Origin of the sequence: Novosphingobium sp. MBES04 (assembly GCF_000813185.1) — a bacterium.
Taxonomy (GTDB): Bacteria; Pseudomonadota; Alphaproteobacteria; order Sphingomonadales; family Sphingomonadaceae; genus Novosphingobium; species Novosphingobium decolorationis.
Map to the genome: position 1 here is coordinate 1830297 of NZ_DF850488.1, position 15090 is coordinate 1845386.

Here is a 15090-nt window from a genome sequence, read left to right on the forward strand (position 1 = left end):
TATTGGTCGGGGGACGGCCCGAACGGGTGGGAGTGATCGCCTTGCGGATAGGCCTCCACATGCAGAAGAGCCCGACCTCGCGGGAGGCCGGGCTCTTCGTGTTGCGTTGGGGACCGGGCGAGCCGGGCCGGATCAGTCGTCCGAGCTGGCCTCGGGCTTGGGATCAGCCGAGGAGTCCGGATCGGTCGTCTTGGGCGGGGCCTTCTTCGCGGCCGGCTTGCGCTTGCGGGTCTTGGAGACCTTGGGCGCGGACGGGGTCAGCTCGAAGTTGAGGCCGTTCGTGTCCTTCACCGTCACGTGGACCTCGCCGCCGTGGGCGAGCTTGCCGAAGAGGAGTTCCTCGGCGAGCGGCTGCTTGACCTTCTCCTGGATCACGCGGCCCATCGGTCGCGCGCCATAGAGGCGGTCATAGCCCTTGTCGCCCAGCCAAGCGCGGGCCTCCGCGTCGAACTGGATGTGCACGTTCTGGTCCGCCAGCTGGAGTTCGAGCTGGAGGATGAACTTGTCGACGACGCGGCTGATGGTGTCCTTGGCAAGGTAGGCGAAGGGCACGATGGCATCGAGACGGTTGCGGAATTCGGGGGTGAAGAGGTTCTTGACCGCTTCCTCGCCCGCGTCCGCCTTCGAGATGTCGCCAAAGCCGATGCCGTTGCGCGCCATGTCCGAGGCGCCCGCGTTGGTGGTCATGATGAGGACCACGTTGCGGAAGTCGACGGTCTTGCCGTGGTGGTCGGTCAGCTTGCCGTTGTCCATCACCTGCAGGAGGATGTTGAACAGGTCCGGGTGCGCCTTCTCGATTTCGTCGAGGAGGAGCACGCAGTGCGGCTGCTGGTCGATGGCATCGGTGAGCAGGCCGCCCTGGTCGAAGCCGACATAGCCCGGAGGCGCACCGATCAGGCGTGAGACCGAGTGGCGCTCCATGTACTCGGACATGTCGAAGCGCTGCATCGGAATGCCCATGATCGAGGCCAGCTGCTTGGCAACTTCGGTCTTGCCGACGCCGGTGGGGCCCGAGAACAGGAACGAGCCGATCGGCTTGTCCGGATCGCGCAGGCCCGCACGGCTGAGCTTCATCGCGGTCGAGAGGACATCGATGGCCTTGTCCTGGCCGAAGACGACGCGCTTCAGGTCGCGTTCGAGGTTCTCGAGCGCCTTCTTGTCGTCCTTCGACACCGACTTGGGCGGGATGCGCGCCATCGTCGCGATGACCTGCTCGATTTCGCGCGCGCCGATCGTCTTCTTGCGGCGGCTGGGCGGGACCAGCATCTGCATCGCGCCGACCTCGTCGATCACGTCGATCGCCTTGTCGGGCAGCTTGCGGTCGTTGATGTAACGCGCCGAAAGCTCGACCGCGGTCTTGATCGCGTCGGGGGTGTACTTGACCTTGTGGTGGTCCTCGAAGGCCGAGCGCAGACCCTTGAGGATCTTGATCGTGTCTTCCACCGTGGGCTCGTTCACGTCGATCTTCTGGAACCGGCGCAGCAGGGCGCGGTCCTTCTCGAAGTGGTTGCGGAATTCCTTGTAGGTGGTCGAGCCGATGCAGCGGATCGTGCCGCCCGACAGCGCAGGCTTCAGGAGGTTGCTGGCATCCATCGCACCGCCGCTGGTCGCGCCGGCACCGATCACGGTGTGGATCTCGTCGATGAAGAGGATCGCGTGGGGCATCTTCTCCAGTTCGGAGACGACCTGCTTCAGGCGTTCCTCGAAGTCGCCGCGGTAGCGCGTGCCCGCCAGCAGCGAGCCCATGTCGAGCGAATAGATCACGGCCTCGGAAAGCACCTCGGGGACTTCGTCCTCGACGATCTTGCGCGCCAGACCCTCGGCGATGGCGGTCTTGCCCACGCCCGGATCACCGACGTAGAGCGGGTTGTTCTTGGAGCGGCGGCACAGGATCTGGATCGTGCGGTCCACTTCGGGGCCGCGGCCGATCAGCGGGTCAACCTTGCCGTTCAGCGCCTTCTCGTTGAGGTTGACGCAGAACTGGTCGAGCGCGGAGTCCTTCTTGTTGCCGGCGCTCTTGGTCTCGGCCTTTTCCTCGGGCTGCGGAGCGGCGTCCTCGGCACCCTTGGTGCTGCGGTCCTCGATGCGCTTGCCGCCCTTGCCGATGCCGTGGCTGATGTAGCTCACCGCGTCGAGGCGGCTCATGTCCTGCTGCTGCAGGAAATAGACCGCGTAACTGTCACGCTCGGAGAACAGGGCGACCAGCACGTTGGCGCCGGTGACGGTGTCCTTGCCCGAGGACTGGACGTGGAGAATCGCGCGCTGGATCACGCGCTGGAACCCGGCCGTGGGCGAGGGGTCGCCCTTGTCCTCGGTCTTGAGCGACTGGTATTCCTGGTCGAGGTACTGGCGTACCACATCGCCCAGGTCGCCGAGGTCCACGCCGCATGCCTGCATGACCTGCGCCGCGTCGGTGTCGTCGATCAGCGCGAGCAGCAGGTGCTCGAGCGTCGCGTATTCGTGGCTGCGCTCCGACGCATGGGACAGGGCCGAATGCAGTGTCTTTTCAAGGCTTTGGGCGAAACTGGGCATTTAGGACTCTTTCCAGTTGGAGGATAGCTCCTCTTGCGGGTGAAGGGTGATGGATCGTCGTTGCAAATTCAATATAGGCAGTCTCAGGAGGCTTACGAGGTCGCGTTGTGCAACCGATCTTGATCCTGAGGCGGCATTCATGATTGCGGCCTGAATGGATCGGGCGGTGTGCCGGGACCTTCGTCGCCCGCCGTTACCGGGGGCGTTGCAGGGGCAGGGGATTTTCCAAAGAGCGCTTCGGCGGCGATACGATGCGAGGCCGCCTGTGCACGGTGCGCGGTGATCCGCGAAATCTCGTTTTCCAAGAGCGCTTTACGGCCGTCGAGTTCATCAAGCGAGTAGCTGTCCAGACTCTCTTGGGAGAGGAGACTGGCCGCGCCGAACTTCTGTTCGGACGCCGGGGGGCGAGGTCGCTCGTCGTCGTCCATTGCCAGCAGCATCGGACCATGACGGGCCCGTGTCAATGCCTTCGAAAACTGTTCCCAAGGTCTATGGGAATGTGGCAACACGAGGCCCATGATTTCCCTTTTGCCCAAGACGATGACCGCGGTGGGATTCGAATCGCCCGGCGGCCCCGAGGTTCTCCAGAGCATGACCGTGCCGGTCCCCGAGGCGGCACCCGGCGAGGTCCTCATCGAAGTCGCCTTTGCCGGAGTCAACCGGCCCGACGTGGTCCAGCGCCAGGGCAACTACCCCGCACCGCCGGGCGCTTCGCCGCTTCCCGGGCTCGAGGTTTCGGGCCGGATCGCGGCGCTGGGCGAAGGCGTGACCGACTGGGCGCTGGGCGATGCGGTCTGCGCACTGGTGGGCGGGGGAGGCTATGCCACCTATTGCCTGGCGCGCGCGGACCACTGCCTGCCGGTGCCCGAGGGGCTGGCGTTGGAGGAGGCGGCCGCGCTTCCCGAAACGCTCTTTACCGTGTGGCACAATGTCTTTGAACGCGGCCATGCCCGTGAGGGGGAGACGCTCCTTGTCCATGGCGGGACCAGCGGCATCGGGTCGATGGCGACGCGCCTGGGACGCCTGTTCGGCCTGACCGTGATCGTCACCTGCGGCTCACCCGAGAAATGTGATCGGGCGCGCGAAATCGGGGCGCACCATGCCATCGACTACAAGGCCAGCGACTTCGTCGAGGAGGTCAAGGCAATCACGCAGGGGCGCGGCGTCGATGTCGTGCTCGACATGGTCGCGGGCGATTACGTGCCGCGCAACCTCAAATGCCTCGCGATGGACGGCCGCCACGTCACCATTGCCATCCAGGGCGGGGCCAAGGCGCAGATCAACATGGGAATCGTGATGATGCGGCGCTACACTCTCACCGGCTCGACGCTGCGCGCGCGCTCGGACACGTTCAAGGCGCTGCTGACCCAGGAGCTGCGCGCCCAGGTCTGGCCGCTGGTGGCTTCGGGCGAGCTGCGGCCCGTCATGGATCGCCGTTTCGCTCTGGCTGAAGCCGCCGCGGCGCACCGCCACATGGAAGAGGGCGGGCACGTCGGAAAGATCGTCCTGGAGGTCTGACAGCGATCGGCCGGGACCTGCGGGCCAAGGCCCCGAAGCGGGAAAGGATGCGCCATGCGCGAACAACTGGTTCTCCACGAGGATCCCCGTAGCGGCAACTGCTACAAGATCCGGCTGACGGCTGCCCTGCTGGGCCTGCCCCTGCAGCGTGTCGATTACGACATTTTGCGCGGTGAGACCCGCACGCCCGATTTTCTGAGCAAGATCAATGCCCATGGACGCATTCCCGTCCTGCAGGTGGGCACCCGCTTCCTGCCCGAGAGCAACGCGGCCTGCTGGTACCTGGCCGATGGGGGCGAGCGTGAGGGCACGGAAGGGGTGGGGCTCATCCCCGAGGATCGCTTCGCGCGCGCGGAAATGCTGCGCTGGATGTTCTTCGAGCAGTACAGCCACGAGCCCAACATCGCGACGCTGCGCTTCTGGCTGCTCTACGTGGGCGAAGCCAACCTGGCGCCCCAGCAGCGTGAGCAGATCCTGATGAAGCGCGCGGGCGGCGAGGAGGCCCTGCGCCAGATGAACGAGCACCTGGCCACGCGCGACTGGTTCGTGGGCGAGGCGGTCTCGCTCGCGGACATCGTGCTGTTCGCCTATACCCATGTGGCCGAGGCGGGCGGTTTTCGCCTGTCCGATTACCCCGCGATCTGCGCCTGGCTGCACCGTGTCGCCGCGCTGCCGGGGTTCGTCGCCATGGATTCGCCCTGATCCTGATGGTCAGCGCGCCGCGTGGTTTGGCGTGCATAATGTGCAATCGGGTTTGAATACGGGGCTTTCCGTCCCTATCAAGTGGGCGTGGAAACCGACCCCCCGACACACCATGGGCGCCCGCGAGCGAGCCGGCCGAAGGCTGGCCAGGCCGCCGATCCGGGCCTTGCCGAGACCCTGCGCCAGCGCGCGGGGCCGGGCACGCGCACGTTCGCGATTGCGAGCCGGGTGCTGACCGGGGCGTGGAACGACGGGTTCATCCACGCCGGAAACCTCGCCTACATGACGCTGCTGGCGCTCTTTCCCTTCTTCATCTGCCTGGCGGCGATCTTTTCGGTACTGGGCGAGGCCGGGCGGCTCGACGCCTCGATCGACACGGTGCTTCTGGCCATGCCGCCGCGCGTGTCCGAGGTTCTCGCCCCTGTCGCGCGCGACGTGGTGGCCGCGCGCCATGGTTGGCTTTTATGGGTGGGCGGCCTGTTCGGCCTATGGACCGCGACCAGCCTCATCGAGACGATCCGCGATATCCTCTATCGCGCCTATGGCAGCCCCAAGCGCCGCGCCTACTGGCACTATCGTCTCTATTCGACGGGTCTCATCTTCGGATCGGTACTGCTCCTGCTTGTCTCGCTCTCCTCGCAGGTGCTCATCAGCGCGATCCAGGAGATCGTTGCGATCCTGTTCCCCCGGCTCGACGGGGTACTTGACCGCATCCTCGTGACCCGCAGCGTCAGCGCACTGACCCTGTTCGGCTCGATCTACGGGCTTATTTACCTTCTGACGCCGGGCCGCTATCAGGCGCGCGAATATCCCAAGTGGCCGGGTGCCGCGCTTGTCACCGGATGGTGGCTGCTCGTCGCCTGGGCGCTCCCGCGCGTTCTGCGCAACTTTTTCGTCTACGATCTCACCTATGGAAGCCTCGCGGGGGTGATGATCGCACTTTTCTTTTTCTGGCTGGTCGGCTTAGGGATGGTCGTCGGGGCGGAATTGAATGCAGCACTTGCGGAATCGCCCGAAGATCGAGACAGGGGCGATTCAGGCGCGCGCACCGATGGTGTACGCGACAACGAAACACGGGAAGACAACGAATGACCGGTCTGATGCAGGGTAAACGCGGCCTGATCATGGGCCTCGCCAATGACAAGTCGCTGGCCTGGGGTATTGCCAGGAAGCTGCACGAACAGGGCGCCGAGCTCGCCTTTTCCTACCAGGGCGATGCCCTGCTCAAGCGTGTGAAGCCGCTGGCCGAGAGCCTGGGCAGCGACTTCCTGATCGATTGCGACGTGTCGAGCATGGACGCGCTCGACACCGCCTTTGCCACGCTCGCCGAGCGCTGGGAGACCATCGACTTCGTGGTGCACGCCATCGGCTTCTCGGACAAGAGCGAGCTGCGGGGCCACTACTACGATACCAGCCTCGATAACTTCCTGATGACGATGAACATCTCGGCCTACAGCCTGGTCGCCGTCACCAAGCGCGCGATGCCGATGATGTCGGAAGGCGGCTCGATCCTGACGCTGACCTACTATGGCGCGGAAAAGGTCGTTCCGCACTACAACGTCATGGGTGTGGCCAAGGCCGCGCTCGAGACCTCGGTGCAGTATCTCGCCAACGATCTTGGCCCCAAGGGCATTCGCGTCAACGCGATCTCGGCTGGGCCGGTCAAGACGCTGGCTGCGAGCGGCATCGGCGACTTCCGCTACATCCTCAAGTGGAACGAGCTGAACTCGCCGCTGCGCCGCAACACCACCATCGATGACGTGGGCGGCGCGGGCCTGTACCTGCTTTCGGACCTGTCTTCGGGCGTGACCGGCGAAGTCCACCACGTCGACTCGGGCTACCACCTGGTCGGCATGAAGCAGGAAGACGCTCCCGACATCGCGCTTAGCTGAGTCGGGAACACGCACACGAAAAGGGGCTGGAACGGTGACGTTCCGGCCCCTTTTTCGTGGGTTCAGGGGAAGAAGAGATGGTTCAAGGGACCATCGCCCCTTGACCCCGGAATCGGCGACCTCACGGTTCTCAGCCAAGGTGGCGGACGAAAGGTGAGGTCGACAGTTCGGGGAGCCCGAGGGCAATGGCCCTCGGAAATCCTCCTTCCTTCTTACGGCTGCGGCGTCTCGCCGTCCTCGGCCTCTTCCTGCGCGCGCTGGCGGGCAAAGTAGGCTTCTTCGGCTTCCTCGACGCGTTCCTGCTGCGCTTCGGCCTCGGAATCGATGGTCGAGAGGCGCTTGGCGCGTTCCTCGGCGATCAGTTCGGAGAAGCGCACGTCGCTGCCGTTGTCGCGTTCCGAGGCGGCGCGGTTGATGAGCTGCTGGGTGCAGCCTTCCTGGCCGGCCGGGCCCACCGGCGAGCAGCTCAGCGTGCCGAACGCGCCGACCGTCTCGTAAGCCTCGACGCGGTTGGTCCAGGCCTGCGAGGTGGGGTTGTCGACGCCGCGCAGCGGGGCGGGAATGCGATAGCGCTCTTCCTCGGGCTTGCGGGCGCAGACGGTGATCTCGGCGTCGGAGGACTGCGGGCAGGGGTCCTCGCCATAGACGATGACCTGATTCACGCGGTCGCCGCCTTCGTCCTGCGCGGCGGCGGGGACGGCGCCGAGGGAAAGCCCTGCGCCCAGGGTAGTAAGCGCTGCGGCGGCGGTCAGAAGGCGGGTCATCGTCTCGAACTCCAGTTTGCGGCGGATGGGCTCCGCCATTCTCGTTCTATACCCGGCAGGACGGGGAACGACACCCCGACGGACGGAGCGAGTTCCATTCCTCTCTCCTGTCCGGAAATGCAGGCGCGTTCAGATTCGTTCCGAGAGCTTGATCGCCGCGCGGCAGCCCATGCGGATGGCGTTGAACAGGAGCGGATAGGCGGGGGCCTTTTCCGCGCCCGAGGCCAGTGCGGTATCGCGGTGCTCGCGCTCCTCGTCGCGGAACTGGCGGATCGCCGCGCCCAGCTCCGGGTCATCCTCGCCCAGTTGGTCGAGCTGCTCGGTGTAGTGCTTGTCGATCTCGGTCTCGATCGCGGCGGTGCAGGCCATGGCCGCTTCCGGGCCGATCAGCGCGGTACCAGCGCCCAGCGCAAAGCCCGCGACCTTCCAGATCGGCTGCAGCAGTGTCGGGCGCACGCCGCGCTCGGCGATGAACGCATCGAAGCGCTCGCGGTGGACCTCCTCCTGCTCGGCCATGTGCACGACTTCCTGCGAGAGCGCCGTGCGGTTGCCCATCACGGCCATCTGCCCGGCATAGATGCGCACCGCGCCGTACTCGCCGGCCTGGTCCACGCGGATCATGCGGTCGCTCAGCGCTTCGCGGGCCAGCGCCCGGCGGGAGGGAGAAGTCATGTCGTTCAGGCCTTTCTGCCAAAGCCGATCAGGAAAAGGATGGCGAGCGCCGAGGCGGTCGAGATGAGGAAGTTCCAGCCTGCCATCGAGACACCGAGGAAGCTGAACTGGACGATGTCGCAGCGGATCACGGGGGCGGCCATGATCGCGTCGAGCGGGTTGCCACCGCCCGCTGCCGTCGTTGCGCAGGACGTCACGCCTTCCCACCAGCCTAGTTCGACCCCTGCGTGGAACGCGCCGATCAGGCCGGACGTGAGGATCGCCAGCGCGGCCACCGCGACAAGCGGGCGAACCGGCGCGCGCGCGAAGGCGAGGGCGGCGAGGGCCAGTGCGAAGAAGTGGGGGTAGCGCTGCCACCAGCACATCTCGCACGGATAGAGGCCGAAGACGTACTGGCTGATGTAGGCGCCCCCCCAGCAGCCTGCGGGCACGAGGAAGGCGAGGGCGCGTGCGGCGCGCACCGGGGCAGGGACGGGAACGCTCATGGCGCGAAGGTCTCAGTTCTTCTTGGGCTTGGAGGCGGCGGGCTTGGCCGCAGCTTCGGGAGTCTTGGCCGCAGCCGGCTTGGCGGCGACGGCGGCCAGCGCGGCGGGCTTGCCTGCGGTGCGCTGGAGCGTCGAGATCGCGTAATGCAGCTGGAAGTCCTCGATGCCCTGCTCCTCCAGCTCCTCAGGCGTGGCCGAGAAGCGCGGATCGGTGGTCTTGTCGCTCTCCAGGTCCTTATCCTCGAGTCCGGGCTCGTTGATGAGGTGGCCGCGAAGGTCGGACTCGCGCACCGCGCGTTCGGCGCGGCGGCGCGCGTCGGGGTCGGAGAGCTGGGGCACCTCGATGTCGGGCTCGATCCCGCCTTCCTGCACCGAATGGCCCGAGGGCGTGTAGTAGCGCGCCGTCGTCAGCTTGATCGCGCTTTCGCGGTCGAGCGGCAGGAAGGACTGCACCGAGCCCTTGCCGAAGGTGCGCTCGCCCATGACCACCGCACGGTGCTGGTCCTGCAGCGCGCCCGCAACGATCTCGGAGGCCGAGGCCGAGCCTGCATCGACGAGGACCGCGATGGGCAGGCCCTTCACGGCATCGCCCTTGAACATCGATTCGGCGCGGTAGTACTGGTTTTCGCTCGCCCGGCGGCCGCGCTGCGAGACGATCACGCCCTTCTCGAGGAAGATGTCGGAGAGCGCGATGGCTTCGTCGAGCGATCCGCCCGGGTTCGAGCGCAGGTCGAGCACGAGGCCGACCAGCGGCCCGGTGCCGGTGGTTGCCGCCTGCTTCTTGAGATCGGCGATGCCCTTGGCGACGTCGTTGCCGACATCGCGCGAGAACTCGTTGACCGAGATGTAGCCCACGTTTTCCTTGAGCTCCCAGGTCACCGGCTCCAGTTCGATCACGCCGCGCGTCACGGTCACGTCGAAGGGCTCGTCGCGGCCCGGGCGGTAGACCGTGAGCGTGATCGAGCTCCCCGCAGGACCGCGCATCTTGGAGACCGCCTCGTCGAGGTCGCGCTCGTAGTAGAGCACGCCGTCGAGGTGGGTGATGTAGTCGCCCGCCTTCAGGCCCGCCTTGTCGGCCGGGCTGCCCTTGAACGGCGAGATGATCTTGACCGCCCCGTCCTCTTCCACGACCGAGAGGCCGAGTCCTGAATAGTTGCCGTCGATCATCGTCTCGAGGCGCTGCAGCGAAGGCCCGTCGAGATAGTTGGAATGCGGGTCGAGGCTTGCCAGCATGCCGTCGATCGCGCCTTTCAGGAGCTTGTCGTCATCGACCTGGTCGACGTAGTTGTCCTTGATCAGTGCGTAGATGTGAAACAGCTTGTCGAACTCGGGGTTCACCTGGCTGTCGAGCGCGGCAAGGCCGGATGTCGCGACGGGTACGGCGGCAACGGCCGAAACCAGCAGGGCGGCGCGCATCAGGGGTGCGAACTTCATCGGGCGTCTGCCTCTTCTTCGTGGCGGGGCCGTGGCCACCGCCGGTTTGTGGATGCACCCTACCGGGGGCGCTCCTCTCACGCAATTGCGCGTCCCTCCCATATAAACGCGTTTGCAGGCATTTGGAGGGGGCAGGGCCGGGGAACCAAAGCTGTACGGGTCGCATTGAACGAAGGACAACCCGGCGTTCATGGCAGGGACAGGATGAACACATCCTTGCGCATGGCCGGTGGCAGGGAACGAGGACGATGGCTCTTCAGAAATACACGATGGTCTTTCCGGACGCAGCCGGGGGCCCCGGGCGCCGCAAGGCCTTCAAGGCGGTGAGTGTCTCGGATGCCTTTCTGCAGACCCGCAACGCCTCGCTCGAGCATGAGGTCGAGTTATGGAAGGGGCACTCGCGCATCTGCCGCCTGATGCCCGGGGGATGACCCGGCAGACGGTGGTGGCGCTCAGAGTTCGCGGATGAACTGGAGCGGATTCACCGGCTCCCCGCCGCGCCGCAGTTCGACCATGACTTCGGGATCGCGCGGGGCCGCAATGCCCATCGGTGCACCTGCAACGAGGGTCTCGCCCACCTCCACGTCGAGCCGGGCCAGGCCCGTTACCAGCGAAATCCAGTCGCCGTCGTGCTCCAGGATGACGATACGCCCGTGTCCCCGGTAGGGCCCGGCGAAGGCAACGCGTCCAGCCGCAGGCGCCACGATCTGTGCGTTGGGCCGTGTCGCAAGCGTGATGCCGCGCGCACGAATTTCGCCAGGCGCATCTTCTCCGAACCCGGTGACGAGGCGGCCCATGACGGGCAGGCTCCAGCTCGACAGGCCTTCGGGGGGCGGTACGAACTGCGAGGCGTCGATGACGCGCGGCGCATTGGGATCGGCGGGGCGCATCAGCGGACCGGGCAGGGCGGCCAGCTCGTCGCGCAGCCGACCGCGCGAATCCATCGCCGCGACCAGCTCGCCAAGGTCGTTCGCGCGTTCGGCGAGCGCCAGGGCGCGTCGGCTTTCGCGCGCGGCGTTGCCGCCGACTTCATGGCTGGCAAGGCGCTGGCGGGTTTCGAGCGCGGCCAGTTCCTTGCGCTTGGCCAGCATGTCCTTGTGGGCCTTGCGCAAGCTCGCTTCGGCGGCCTGGGCCTGCCGTTCAAGCTTGCGGCCTTCCTCGATCTCGCGCCGCAGCGCTATGGTGCGTTTTTCGACTTCGGGCAGCATCGTGTCGAACAGGGCGCGCATGTAGACCGCATCGCGCACCGATCCCGGGCGCAGCAGCGCCAGCAGGGTGGGGCGGCGCGAGAGGCGCTGCAGCGCGCCGGTCAGCCGGGCAAGCGGGCCCTGCCGTGTGGCGAGCCGTTCACGCAGATCCCGGCGCTGCGCGGTCACCAGCGCGACCTTGCCTTCCTGCACCGCGATCTCGGCCTCGTTCTCCTGGATGCGCGCGGCGAGTGCGGCGGCCTCGCGGGCCGTCTTCTCCACCGCTTCGGAGGCAGCGCGGGCCCGCTTTTCAAGCGCTTCGGCGCGCTTGCGCACTTCGGCACCCTCGCGCTCGGCGGCGCGGATTTCCTCCCGGGTCTTCGCGGCATCGAGCCTGGGCGCGGCGTCCGAGAAGGGATCCGTCTGCGACAGCGCATGGCCTGCGAGCAGGCCTGCGGCGGCGATGCCGGAGATCAGGGACAGGCGCAGCGTGCGGGTCATTCCCGGTTTCCTAGGCCAGAGCGGGGCAGGGCGGAAGGGGGAGAGGCGGCGCAAGGGCTGACATTCTCAGGAAAATACTTATCTGCGCGGGCAGAAGCGGATAGAAGTGAAGACCAGACATGTTTGCCATCGGGTGCCTCATGCCCGCCGTCCTGTTCGTGGCCGGCGCCATCCTCGGAGCGATTCTCGGGGGCAACAGCGGGTCTATGTGGGGTGCAGGGATCGGATTTCTTGCCGGCTGCCTGATGCCCGTGGCGATGTTCCTGATGGCGAAGAGCCATGGGAATCGGAAAGGCAAATAGCCCCAAGGGCGTTCATTCACGAGATCGTGGGGCCTGAAATTTCAGGACGGAATCTGACAGGCAGAAAGATGAATCCGAGGGCCATCGCCCTCGGGCTCCCCGAACTGTCGGCCTCACCGTGCGCGCGCCACGTTGTTTGAGAATGGTGAGCTTGCCGATTCTGGGGTCAAGGGGCGATGGCCCCTTGAATCAAATCCCTGCCTTACCCTGAGCGGTGATAGGGATGCCCGGCCAGGATCGCGGTCGCGCGGAAGAGCTGTTCGGCCAGCATTGCGCGGGCCATGAGGTGGGGCCAGGTCATCTTGCCAAAGCACAGCAGGTGGTCGGCCTTGGCGCGGGCTTCGTCTCCGTGGCCATCGGCCGCACCGATCAGGAAGCGGCATTCGCGCACGCCATCGTCGCGCCAGCGGCCAAGGAGAGCGGCGAAGTCTTCGGACGACATCGCCTTGCCGCGTTCGTCGAGGAGAACCTCGCGCACGGGCGTTTGCACGGGCGCGGGAATCTTGCCCCCGACATCGGGCAGTTCGGTGTGCTTGAAGGGCCAGGTCAGGCGTTTGGCGTAGCGTTCGAGCAGTTCGGCCTCGGGTGACCGAGCGATCTTGCCGCGCGCGATGATGTGAAGGAGCATGGCGGGCGTTCTAGAGCGCCGGGGCGCATGTGAACAGCCCTGCCCCGTGTGGGGAGGATTGGCCCTCGGTGGGCGTGCAAGCGCGCGGCACCGGAGGCGCAAAGGGCAGGTTGGCGCACGGGCGTGCGTCCACGCACCCTGCGGCAATCCCTTCGCGGTTGTCCGGCCCTGTCAGCGGGCCGGGTGATCGTCTTCGGCGTGGGCGGGCGGCCTCAGGCCGCGCCGGACGGTCCGTCAAAGCCCCACATGCGCTCCAGATTGTAGAACGTGCGCACTTCGGGACGGAACAGGTGGACAATCACGCCGCCGGCATCGACCAGCACCCAGTCGGCGGCCGGAAGGCCTTCGATGCGGGGGTTGCCAAAGCCGTTTGCTTTCAGTTTTTCGCCGAGTTTCTGCGCCATGGCGGCGACCTGGCGGGTCGAACGGCCAGACGCGATGACCATGAAGTCGGCGATGCTCGACTTGCCTTCAAGGTCGATCGTCACAAGATCCTGCGCCTGATCGTCGTCGAGCGACTGCAGGACTACGGCCAGAAGCGGATCGTCGTTGTCCGTCACGGCCGGGGGCGTTTCGCCGGTCGGCACCGGCTGTACATGTGCCTGTGGCATCTAGGGGTTTACTGCTCCTTTCAGGGGACCATGCAGGACCGGCGCAGACACCCCGAAAGGGTGGCCAGGTGGAAGCACGATCGGTTTTGCGGGTTTGGCCGGAAGATACGCGGGAAAGGCGGGGCGCCTTGCTCACGCAGCATCTCCACCAATGGGGCGGTGCGTGACGGCATCGCGCGAAAGCCTGTGGCCGGATTGGCCGTTCAGGGACTTCCGGGCCCAGTCCGGATCGGCCTTGCGGATATCCGTGGCCGACCGCGTATCGGGGTCGAATCGCAATGTCACCAGCGCGGGTGCGCTCCATCTCACCGGACGTCTGAGACTGGCAACGGGCGTCCGGTAGCGCCTGAACCAGGCCATCGCGGGGCTCGCGAAAGCAGGGCCATCATACCCCGGACGGGCGATAACCGCAATCGGCATGGTGCGCGCGATGCCGCGCCAGTCTTTCCACTTATGGAATTGCGCGAGGTTGTCGGCGCCCATGAGCCAGACGAAGCGCCGCTTGGGGTAGCGCCGGACCAGCGCGCGCAGGGTGTCGGCGGTAAACCGGGTGCCCAGCTCGCGCTCGATCGCGGTCGGGCGAATCCGCGCTCGGCGGCTCTGCGCGCGGGCCGAGGCGTAGCGCGCGGCGAGCGGCGCCATGCCCTTTGCAGACTTGAGCGGATTGCCCGGTGAGACCAGCCACCAGACCTCGTCGAGGGCCAGGGCCTCGCGCGCAAAAAGGCTGATGCGCCGGTGCCCGCCGTGCGCCGGATTGAAACTGCCCCCCAGAAGGCCGGTGACGGGGCCCGGTCTCGTCATTGCCGTATCCGAATCACGAACGGGGTGCCTCGCCCGCCTTGGCGCCCTGGCGGTACCCGCCCTGACGCTCGATCATCCAGCCCGGATAGAGGGGGCTGCGGGGCATCGCTGAATCGAGCGTGGCCATCTCGTCGGTGGAGAGTTCGAGATCGCTTGCCCCCAGGTTGTCGGCCAGCTGCTCGGGCCGCTTGGCGCCCACGATCACGCTGGTGACGGCGGGCTTGGCGAGCAGCCAGGCGAGCGCGATCTGCGGCACGCTGCAGCCCTTGTCGGCGGCCATCGCCTGCATCGTCTCGATCACGTCGAAGGCGCGCTCCTTGTCGACGGGGGGGAAGTCGAAACTGGTGCGCCGGCCGCTCTCGGCCTCGCCCGAACGGGTGTACTTGCCCGAGAGGAAGCCGCCGGCGAGCGGGCTCCAGACCATCAGGCCCAAGCCTTCGCTCTCCAGCATCGGCGCGATCTCGTGCTCAAGGTCGCGCCCGGCGATCGAGTAGTAGGCCTGGAGCGAGGCAAAGCGGTGGAGGCTGAGGCGCTCGGAGATGCCCAGTGCCTTGGCGATCTGCCAGGCCGCCCAGTTCGAAACGCCGATGTAACGGGCCCGGCCCGAACGCACGATGTCGTCAAGCGCGCGCAGGGTCTCGTCGACCGGCGTCAACGGGTCCCACCCGTGAATCTGGTAGAGGTCGACATGGTCGAGCCCCATGCGCGCCAGGCTCGCGTCGATCTGGTCCAGGAGGTGGTAGCGCGAGGCGCCGCGCTGGTTGACGCCTTCGCCCATGGGACCCAGCGCCTTGGTCGCGATCACGACCTCGCTGCGCGAAATGCCAAGATCCTTCAGCGCCTTGCCGGTCACTTCCTCGGAGCGCCCCTCGGCATAGACGTTGGCGGTATCGATGAAGTTGATGCCCGCATCGAGGGCCTGGCGCACGAGGCCGTTCACCGCCTCCTGCTGCAGCCCACCCATGACAGACCACATCCCCTCGCTCTCGCCAAAGGTCATCGTGCCCATGCACAGTTCGGAAACGAGCAGGCCAGTGCGGCCGAGGCGGTTGTACTTCATG

16 protein-coding genes are annotated in these 15090 nt (G+C 66.5%); 5 read left to right on the forward strand and 11 right to left on the reverse strand.

Translation table 11 applies throughout. From position 1 onward, the window contains the following. Positions 1 to 132 precede the first annotated feature (132 nt). Both clpA and MBENS4_RS08010 read right to left on the reverse strand, forming a co-directional pair. Positions 133 to 2532: an ATP-dependent Clp protease ATP-binding subunit ClpA gene (gene clpA / locus MBENS4_RS08005; RefSeq protein WP_039389964.1), complete on the reverse strand. Its 2400-nt coding sequence runs from the start codon at positions 2530 to 2532 to the stop codon at positions 133 to 135. 137 nt (positions 2533 to 2669) lie between these two features. Then, entirely contained in the window at positions 2670 to 2960 is a 291-nt protein-coding gene (locus MBENS4_RS08010; RefSeq protein ID WP_084592133.1) for a DUF1192 domain-containing protein, read from the reverse strand. Between the two features lie 88 nt (positions 2961 to 3048). On the opposite strand from MBENS4_RS08010, the gene MBENS4_RS08015 reads away from it, so the two are divergent. From MBENS4_RS08015 to fabI, 4 genes are all read left to right on the forward strand, one after another. After that, a complete protein-coding gene (locus MBENS4_RS08015; RefSeq protein ID WP_039389967.1) occupies positions 3049 to 4050 on the forward strand; it encodes an NAD(P)H-quinone oxidoreductase in 1002 nt (333 codons plus the stop codon). A 54-nt stretch (positions 4051 to 4104) separates the two neighbouring features. Beyond that, a complete protein-coding gene (locus MBENS4_RS08020; RefSeq protein WP_039389969.1) occupies positions 4105 to 4752 on the forward strand; it encodes a glutathione S-transferase family protein in 648 nt (215 codons plus the stop codon). Positions 4753 to 4839: 87 nt separating this feature from the next. After that, positions 4840 to 5844 carry a YhjD/YihY/BrkB family envelope integrity protein gene (locus MBENS4_RS08025; RefSeq protein ID WP_039392004.1) on the forward strand — a complete coding sequence of 335 codons (1005 nt, stop codon included), beginning with the start codon at positions 4840 to 4842 and terminating at the stop codon, positions 5842 to 5844. Continuing rightward, entirely contained in the window at positions 5841 to 6644 is an 804-nt protein-coding gene (gene fabI, locus MBENS4_RS08030) for an enoyl-ACP reductase FabI (protein WP_039389971.1), read from the forward strand. Before MBENS4_RS08025 ends, fabI begins: the two co-directional genes overlap by 4 nt. A gap of 212 nt (positions 6645 to 6856) precedes the next feature. Here the strand turns inward: fabI and MBENS4_RS08035 are convergent, their stop codons facing one another. The 4 genes from MBENS4_RS08035 to MBENS4_RS08050 form a co-directional block, all read right to left on the reverse strand. After that, complete coding sequence (locus tag MBENS4_RS08035; protein WP_039392006.1) at positions 6857 to 7408, reverse strand: hypothetical protein; 552 nt, start codon at positions 7406 to 7408, stop codon at positions 6857 to 6859. Positions 7409 to 7537: 129 nt separating this feature from the next. Continuing rightward, on the reverse strand, positions 7538 to 8080 hold the full coding sequence (locus tag MBENS4_RS08040; protein ID WP_039389972.1) for a demethoxyubiquinone hydroxylase family protein: 543 nt from the start codon (positions 8078 to 8080) through the stop codon (positions 7538 to 7540). A 5-nt stretch (positions 8081 to 8085) separates the two neighbouring features. Continuing rightward, entirely contained in the window at positions 8086 to 8565 is a 480-nt protein-coding gene (locus MBENS4_RS08045) for a disulfide bond formation protein B (RefSeq protein ID WP_039389974.1), read from the reverse strand. A gap of 12 nt (positions 8566 to 8577) precedes the next feature. Beyond that, positions 8578 to 9999, reverse strand: coding sequence for a S41 family peptidase (locus MBENS4_RS08050; protein ID WP_052322105.1), 1422 nt, complete (start codon positions 9997 to 9999; stop codon positions 8578 to 8580). A 248-nt stretch (positions 10000 to 10247) separates the two neighbouring features. Here MBENS4_RS08050 and MBENS4_RS08055 point away from each other — a divergent pair, with 248 nt between their 5' ends. Further along, positions 10248 to 10430: a hypothetical protein gene (locus MBENS4_RS08055; protein ID WP_039389976.1), complete on the forward strand. Its 183-nt coding sequence runs from the start codon at positions 10248 to 10250 to the stop codon at positions 10428 to 10430. Between the two features lie 21 nt (positions 10431 to 10451). Here the strand turns inward: MBENS4_RS08055 and MBENS4_RS08060 are convergent, their stop codons facing one another. The 5 genes from MBENS4_RS08060 to MBENS4_RS08085 all read right to left on the reverse strand — a co-directional run bounded on the left by MBENS4_RS08060 (position 10452) and on the right by MBENS4_RS08085 (position 15089). Further along, a complete protein-coding gene (locus tag MBENS4_RS08060; protein WP_039389978.1) occupies positions 10452 to 11687 on the reverse strand; it encodes a murein hydrolase activator EnvC family protein in 1236 nt (411 codons plus the stop codon). Positions 11688 to 12191: 504 nt separating this feature from the next. After that, the gene (locus MBENS4_RS08070; RefSeq protein ID WP_039389982.1) at positions 12192 to 12617 is read right to left on the reverse strand and encodes a 23S rRNA (pseudouridine(1915)-N(3))-methyltransferase RlmH; all 426 of its coding nucleotides are present in this window, start codon (positions 12615 to 12617) and stop codon (positions 12192 to 12194) included. 212 nt (positions 12618 to 12829) lie between these two features. Beyond that, complete coding sequence (rsfS, locus tag MBENS4_RS08075; RefSeq protein WP_199904354.1) at positions 12830 to 13228, reverse strand: ribosome silencing factor; 399 nt, start codon at positions 13226 to 13228, stop codon at positions 12830 to 12832. Between the two features lie 132 nt (positions 13229 to 13360). Continuing rightward, positions 13361 to 14029: a nicotinate-nucleotide adenylyltransferase gene (locus tag MBENS4_RS08080; RefSeq protein WP_039389984.1), complete on the reverse strand. Its 669-nt coding sequence runs from the start codon at positions 14027 to 14029 to the stop codon at positions 13361 to 13363. Between the two features lie 13 nt (positions 14030 to 14042). After that, positions 14043 to 15089 carry an aldo/keto reductase gene (locus MBENS4_RS08085; RefSeq protein WP_039389986.1) on the reverse strand — a complete coding sequence of 349 codons (1047 nt, stop codon included), beginning with the start codon at positions 15087 to 15089 and terminating at the stop codon, positions 14043 to 14045. Between the last annotated feature and the right edge of the window lies 1 nt (position 15090).

What these genes read in the sequence shown, in the direction of transcription:
- MBENS4_RS08085 (WP_039389986.1), bottom strand. Translation starts at nt 15,089, where the DNA reads ATGAAGTACAACCGCCTCGGCCGCACTGGCCTGCTCGTTTCCGAACTG.
- MBENS4_RS08020 (WP_039389969.1), top strand. Translation starts at nt 4,105, where the DNA reads ATGCGCGAACAACTGGTTCTCCACGAGGATCCCCGTAGCGGCAACTGC.
- MBENS4_RS08035 (WP_039392006.1), bottom strand. Translation starts at nt 7,408, where the DNA reads ATGACCCGCCTTCTGACCGCCGCCGCAGCGCTTACTACCCTGGGCGCA.
- MBENS4_RS08010 (WP_084592133.1), bottom strand. Translation starts at nt 2,960, where the DNA reads ATGGACGACGACGAGCGACCTCGCCCCCCGGCGTCCGAACAGAAGTTC.
- MBENS4_RS08060 (WP_039389978.1), bottom strand. Translation starts at nt 11,687, where the DNA reads ATGACCCGCACGCTGCGCCTGTCCCTGATCTCCGGCATCGCCGCCGCA.
- MBENS4_RS08080 (WP_039389984.1), bottom strand. Translation starts at nt 14,029, where the DNA reads ATGACGAGACCGGGCCCCGTCACCGGCCTTCTGGGGGGCAGTTTCAAT.
- MBENS4_RS08015 (WP_039389967.1), top strand. Translation starts at nt 3,049, where the DNA reads ATGATTTCCCTTTTGCCCAAGACGATGACCGCGGTGGGATTCGAATCG.
- MBENS4_RS08070 (WP_039389982.1), bottom strand. Translation starts at nt 12,617, where the DNA reads ATGCTCCTTCACATCATCGCGCGCGGCAAGATCGCTCGGTCACCCGAG.
- MBENS4_RS08040 (WP_039389972.1), bottom strand. Translation starts at nt 8,080, where the DNA reads ATGACTTCTCCCTCCCGCCGGGCGCTGGCCCGCGAAGCGCTGAGCGAC.
- clpA (WP_039389964.1), bottom strand. Translation starts at nt 2,532, where the DNA reads ATGCCCAGTTTCGCCCAAAGCCTTGAAAAGACACTGCATTCGGCCCTG.
- MBENS4_RS08055 (WP_039389976.1), top strand. Translation starts at nt 10,248, where the DNA reads ATGGCTCTTCAGAAATACACGATGGTCTTTCCGGACGCAGCCGGGGGC.
- rsfS (WP_199904354.1), bottom strand. Translation starts at nt 13,228, where the DNA reads ATGCCACAGGCACATGTACAGCCGGTGCCGACCGGCGAAACGCCCCCG.
- fabI (WP_039389971.1), top strand. Translation starts at nt 5,841, where the DNA reads ATGACCGGTCTGATGCAGGGTAAACGCGGCCTGATCATGGGCCTCGCC.
- MBENS4_RS08050 (WP_052322105.1), bottom strand. Translation starts at nt 9,999, where the DNA reads ATGAAGTTCGCACCCCTGATGCGCGCCGCCCTGCTGGTTTCGGCCGTT.
- MBENS4_RS08045 (WP_039389974.1), bottom strand. Translation starts at nt 8,565, where the DNA reads ATGAGCGTTCCCGTCCCTGCCCCGGTGCGCGCCGCACGCGCCCTCGCC.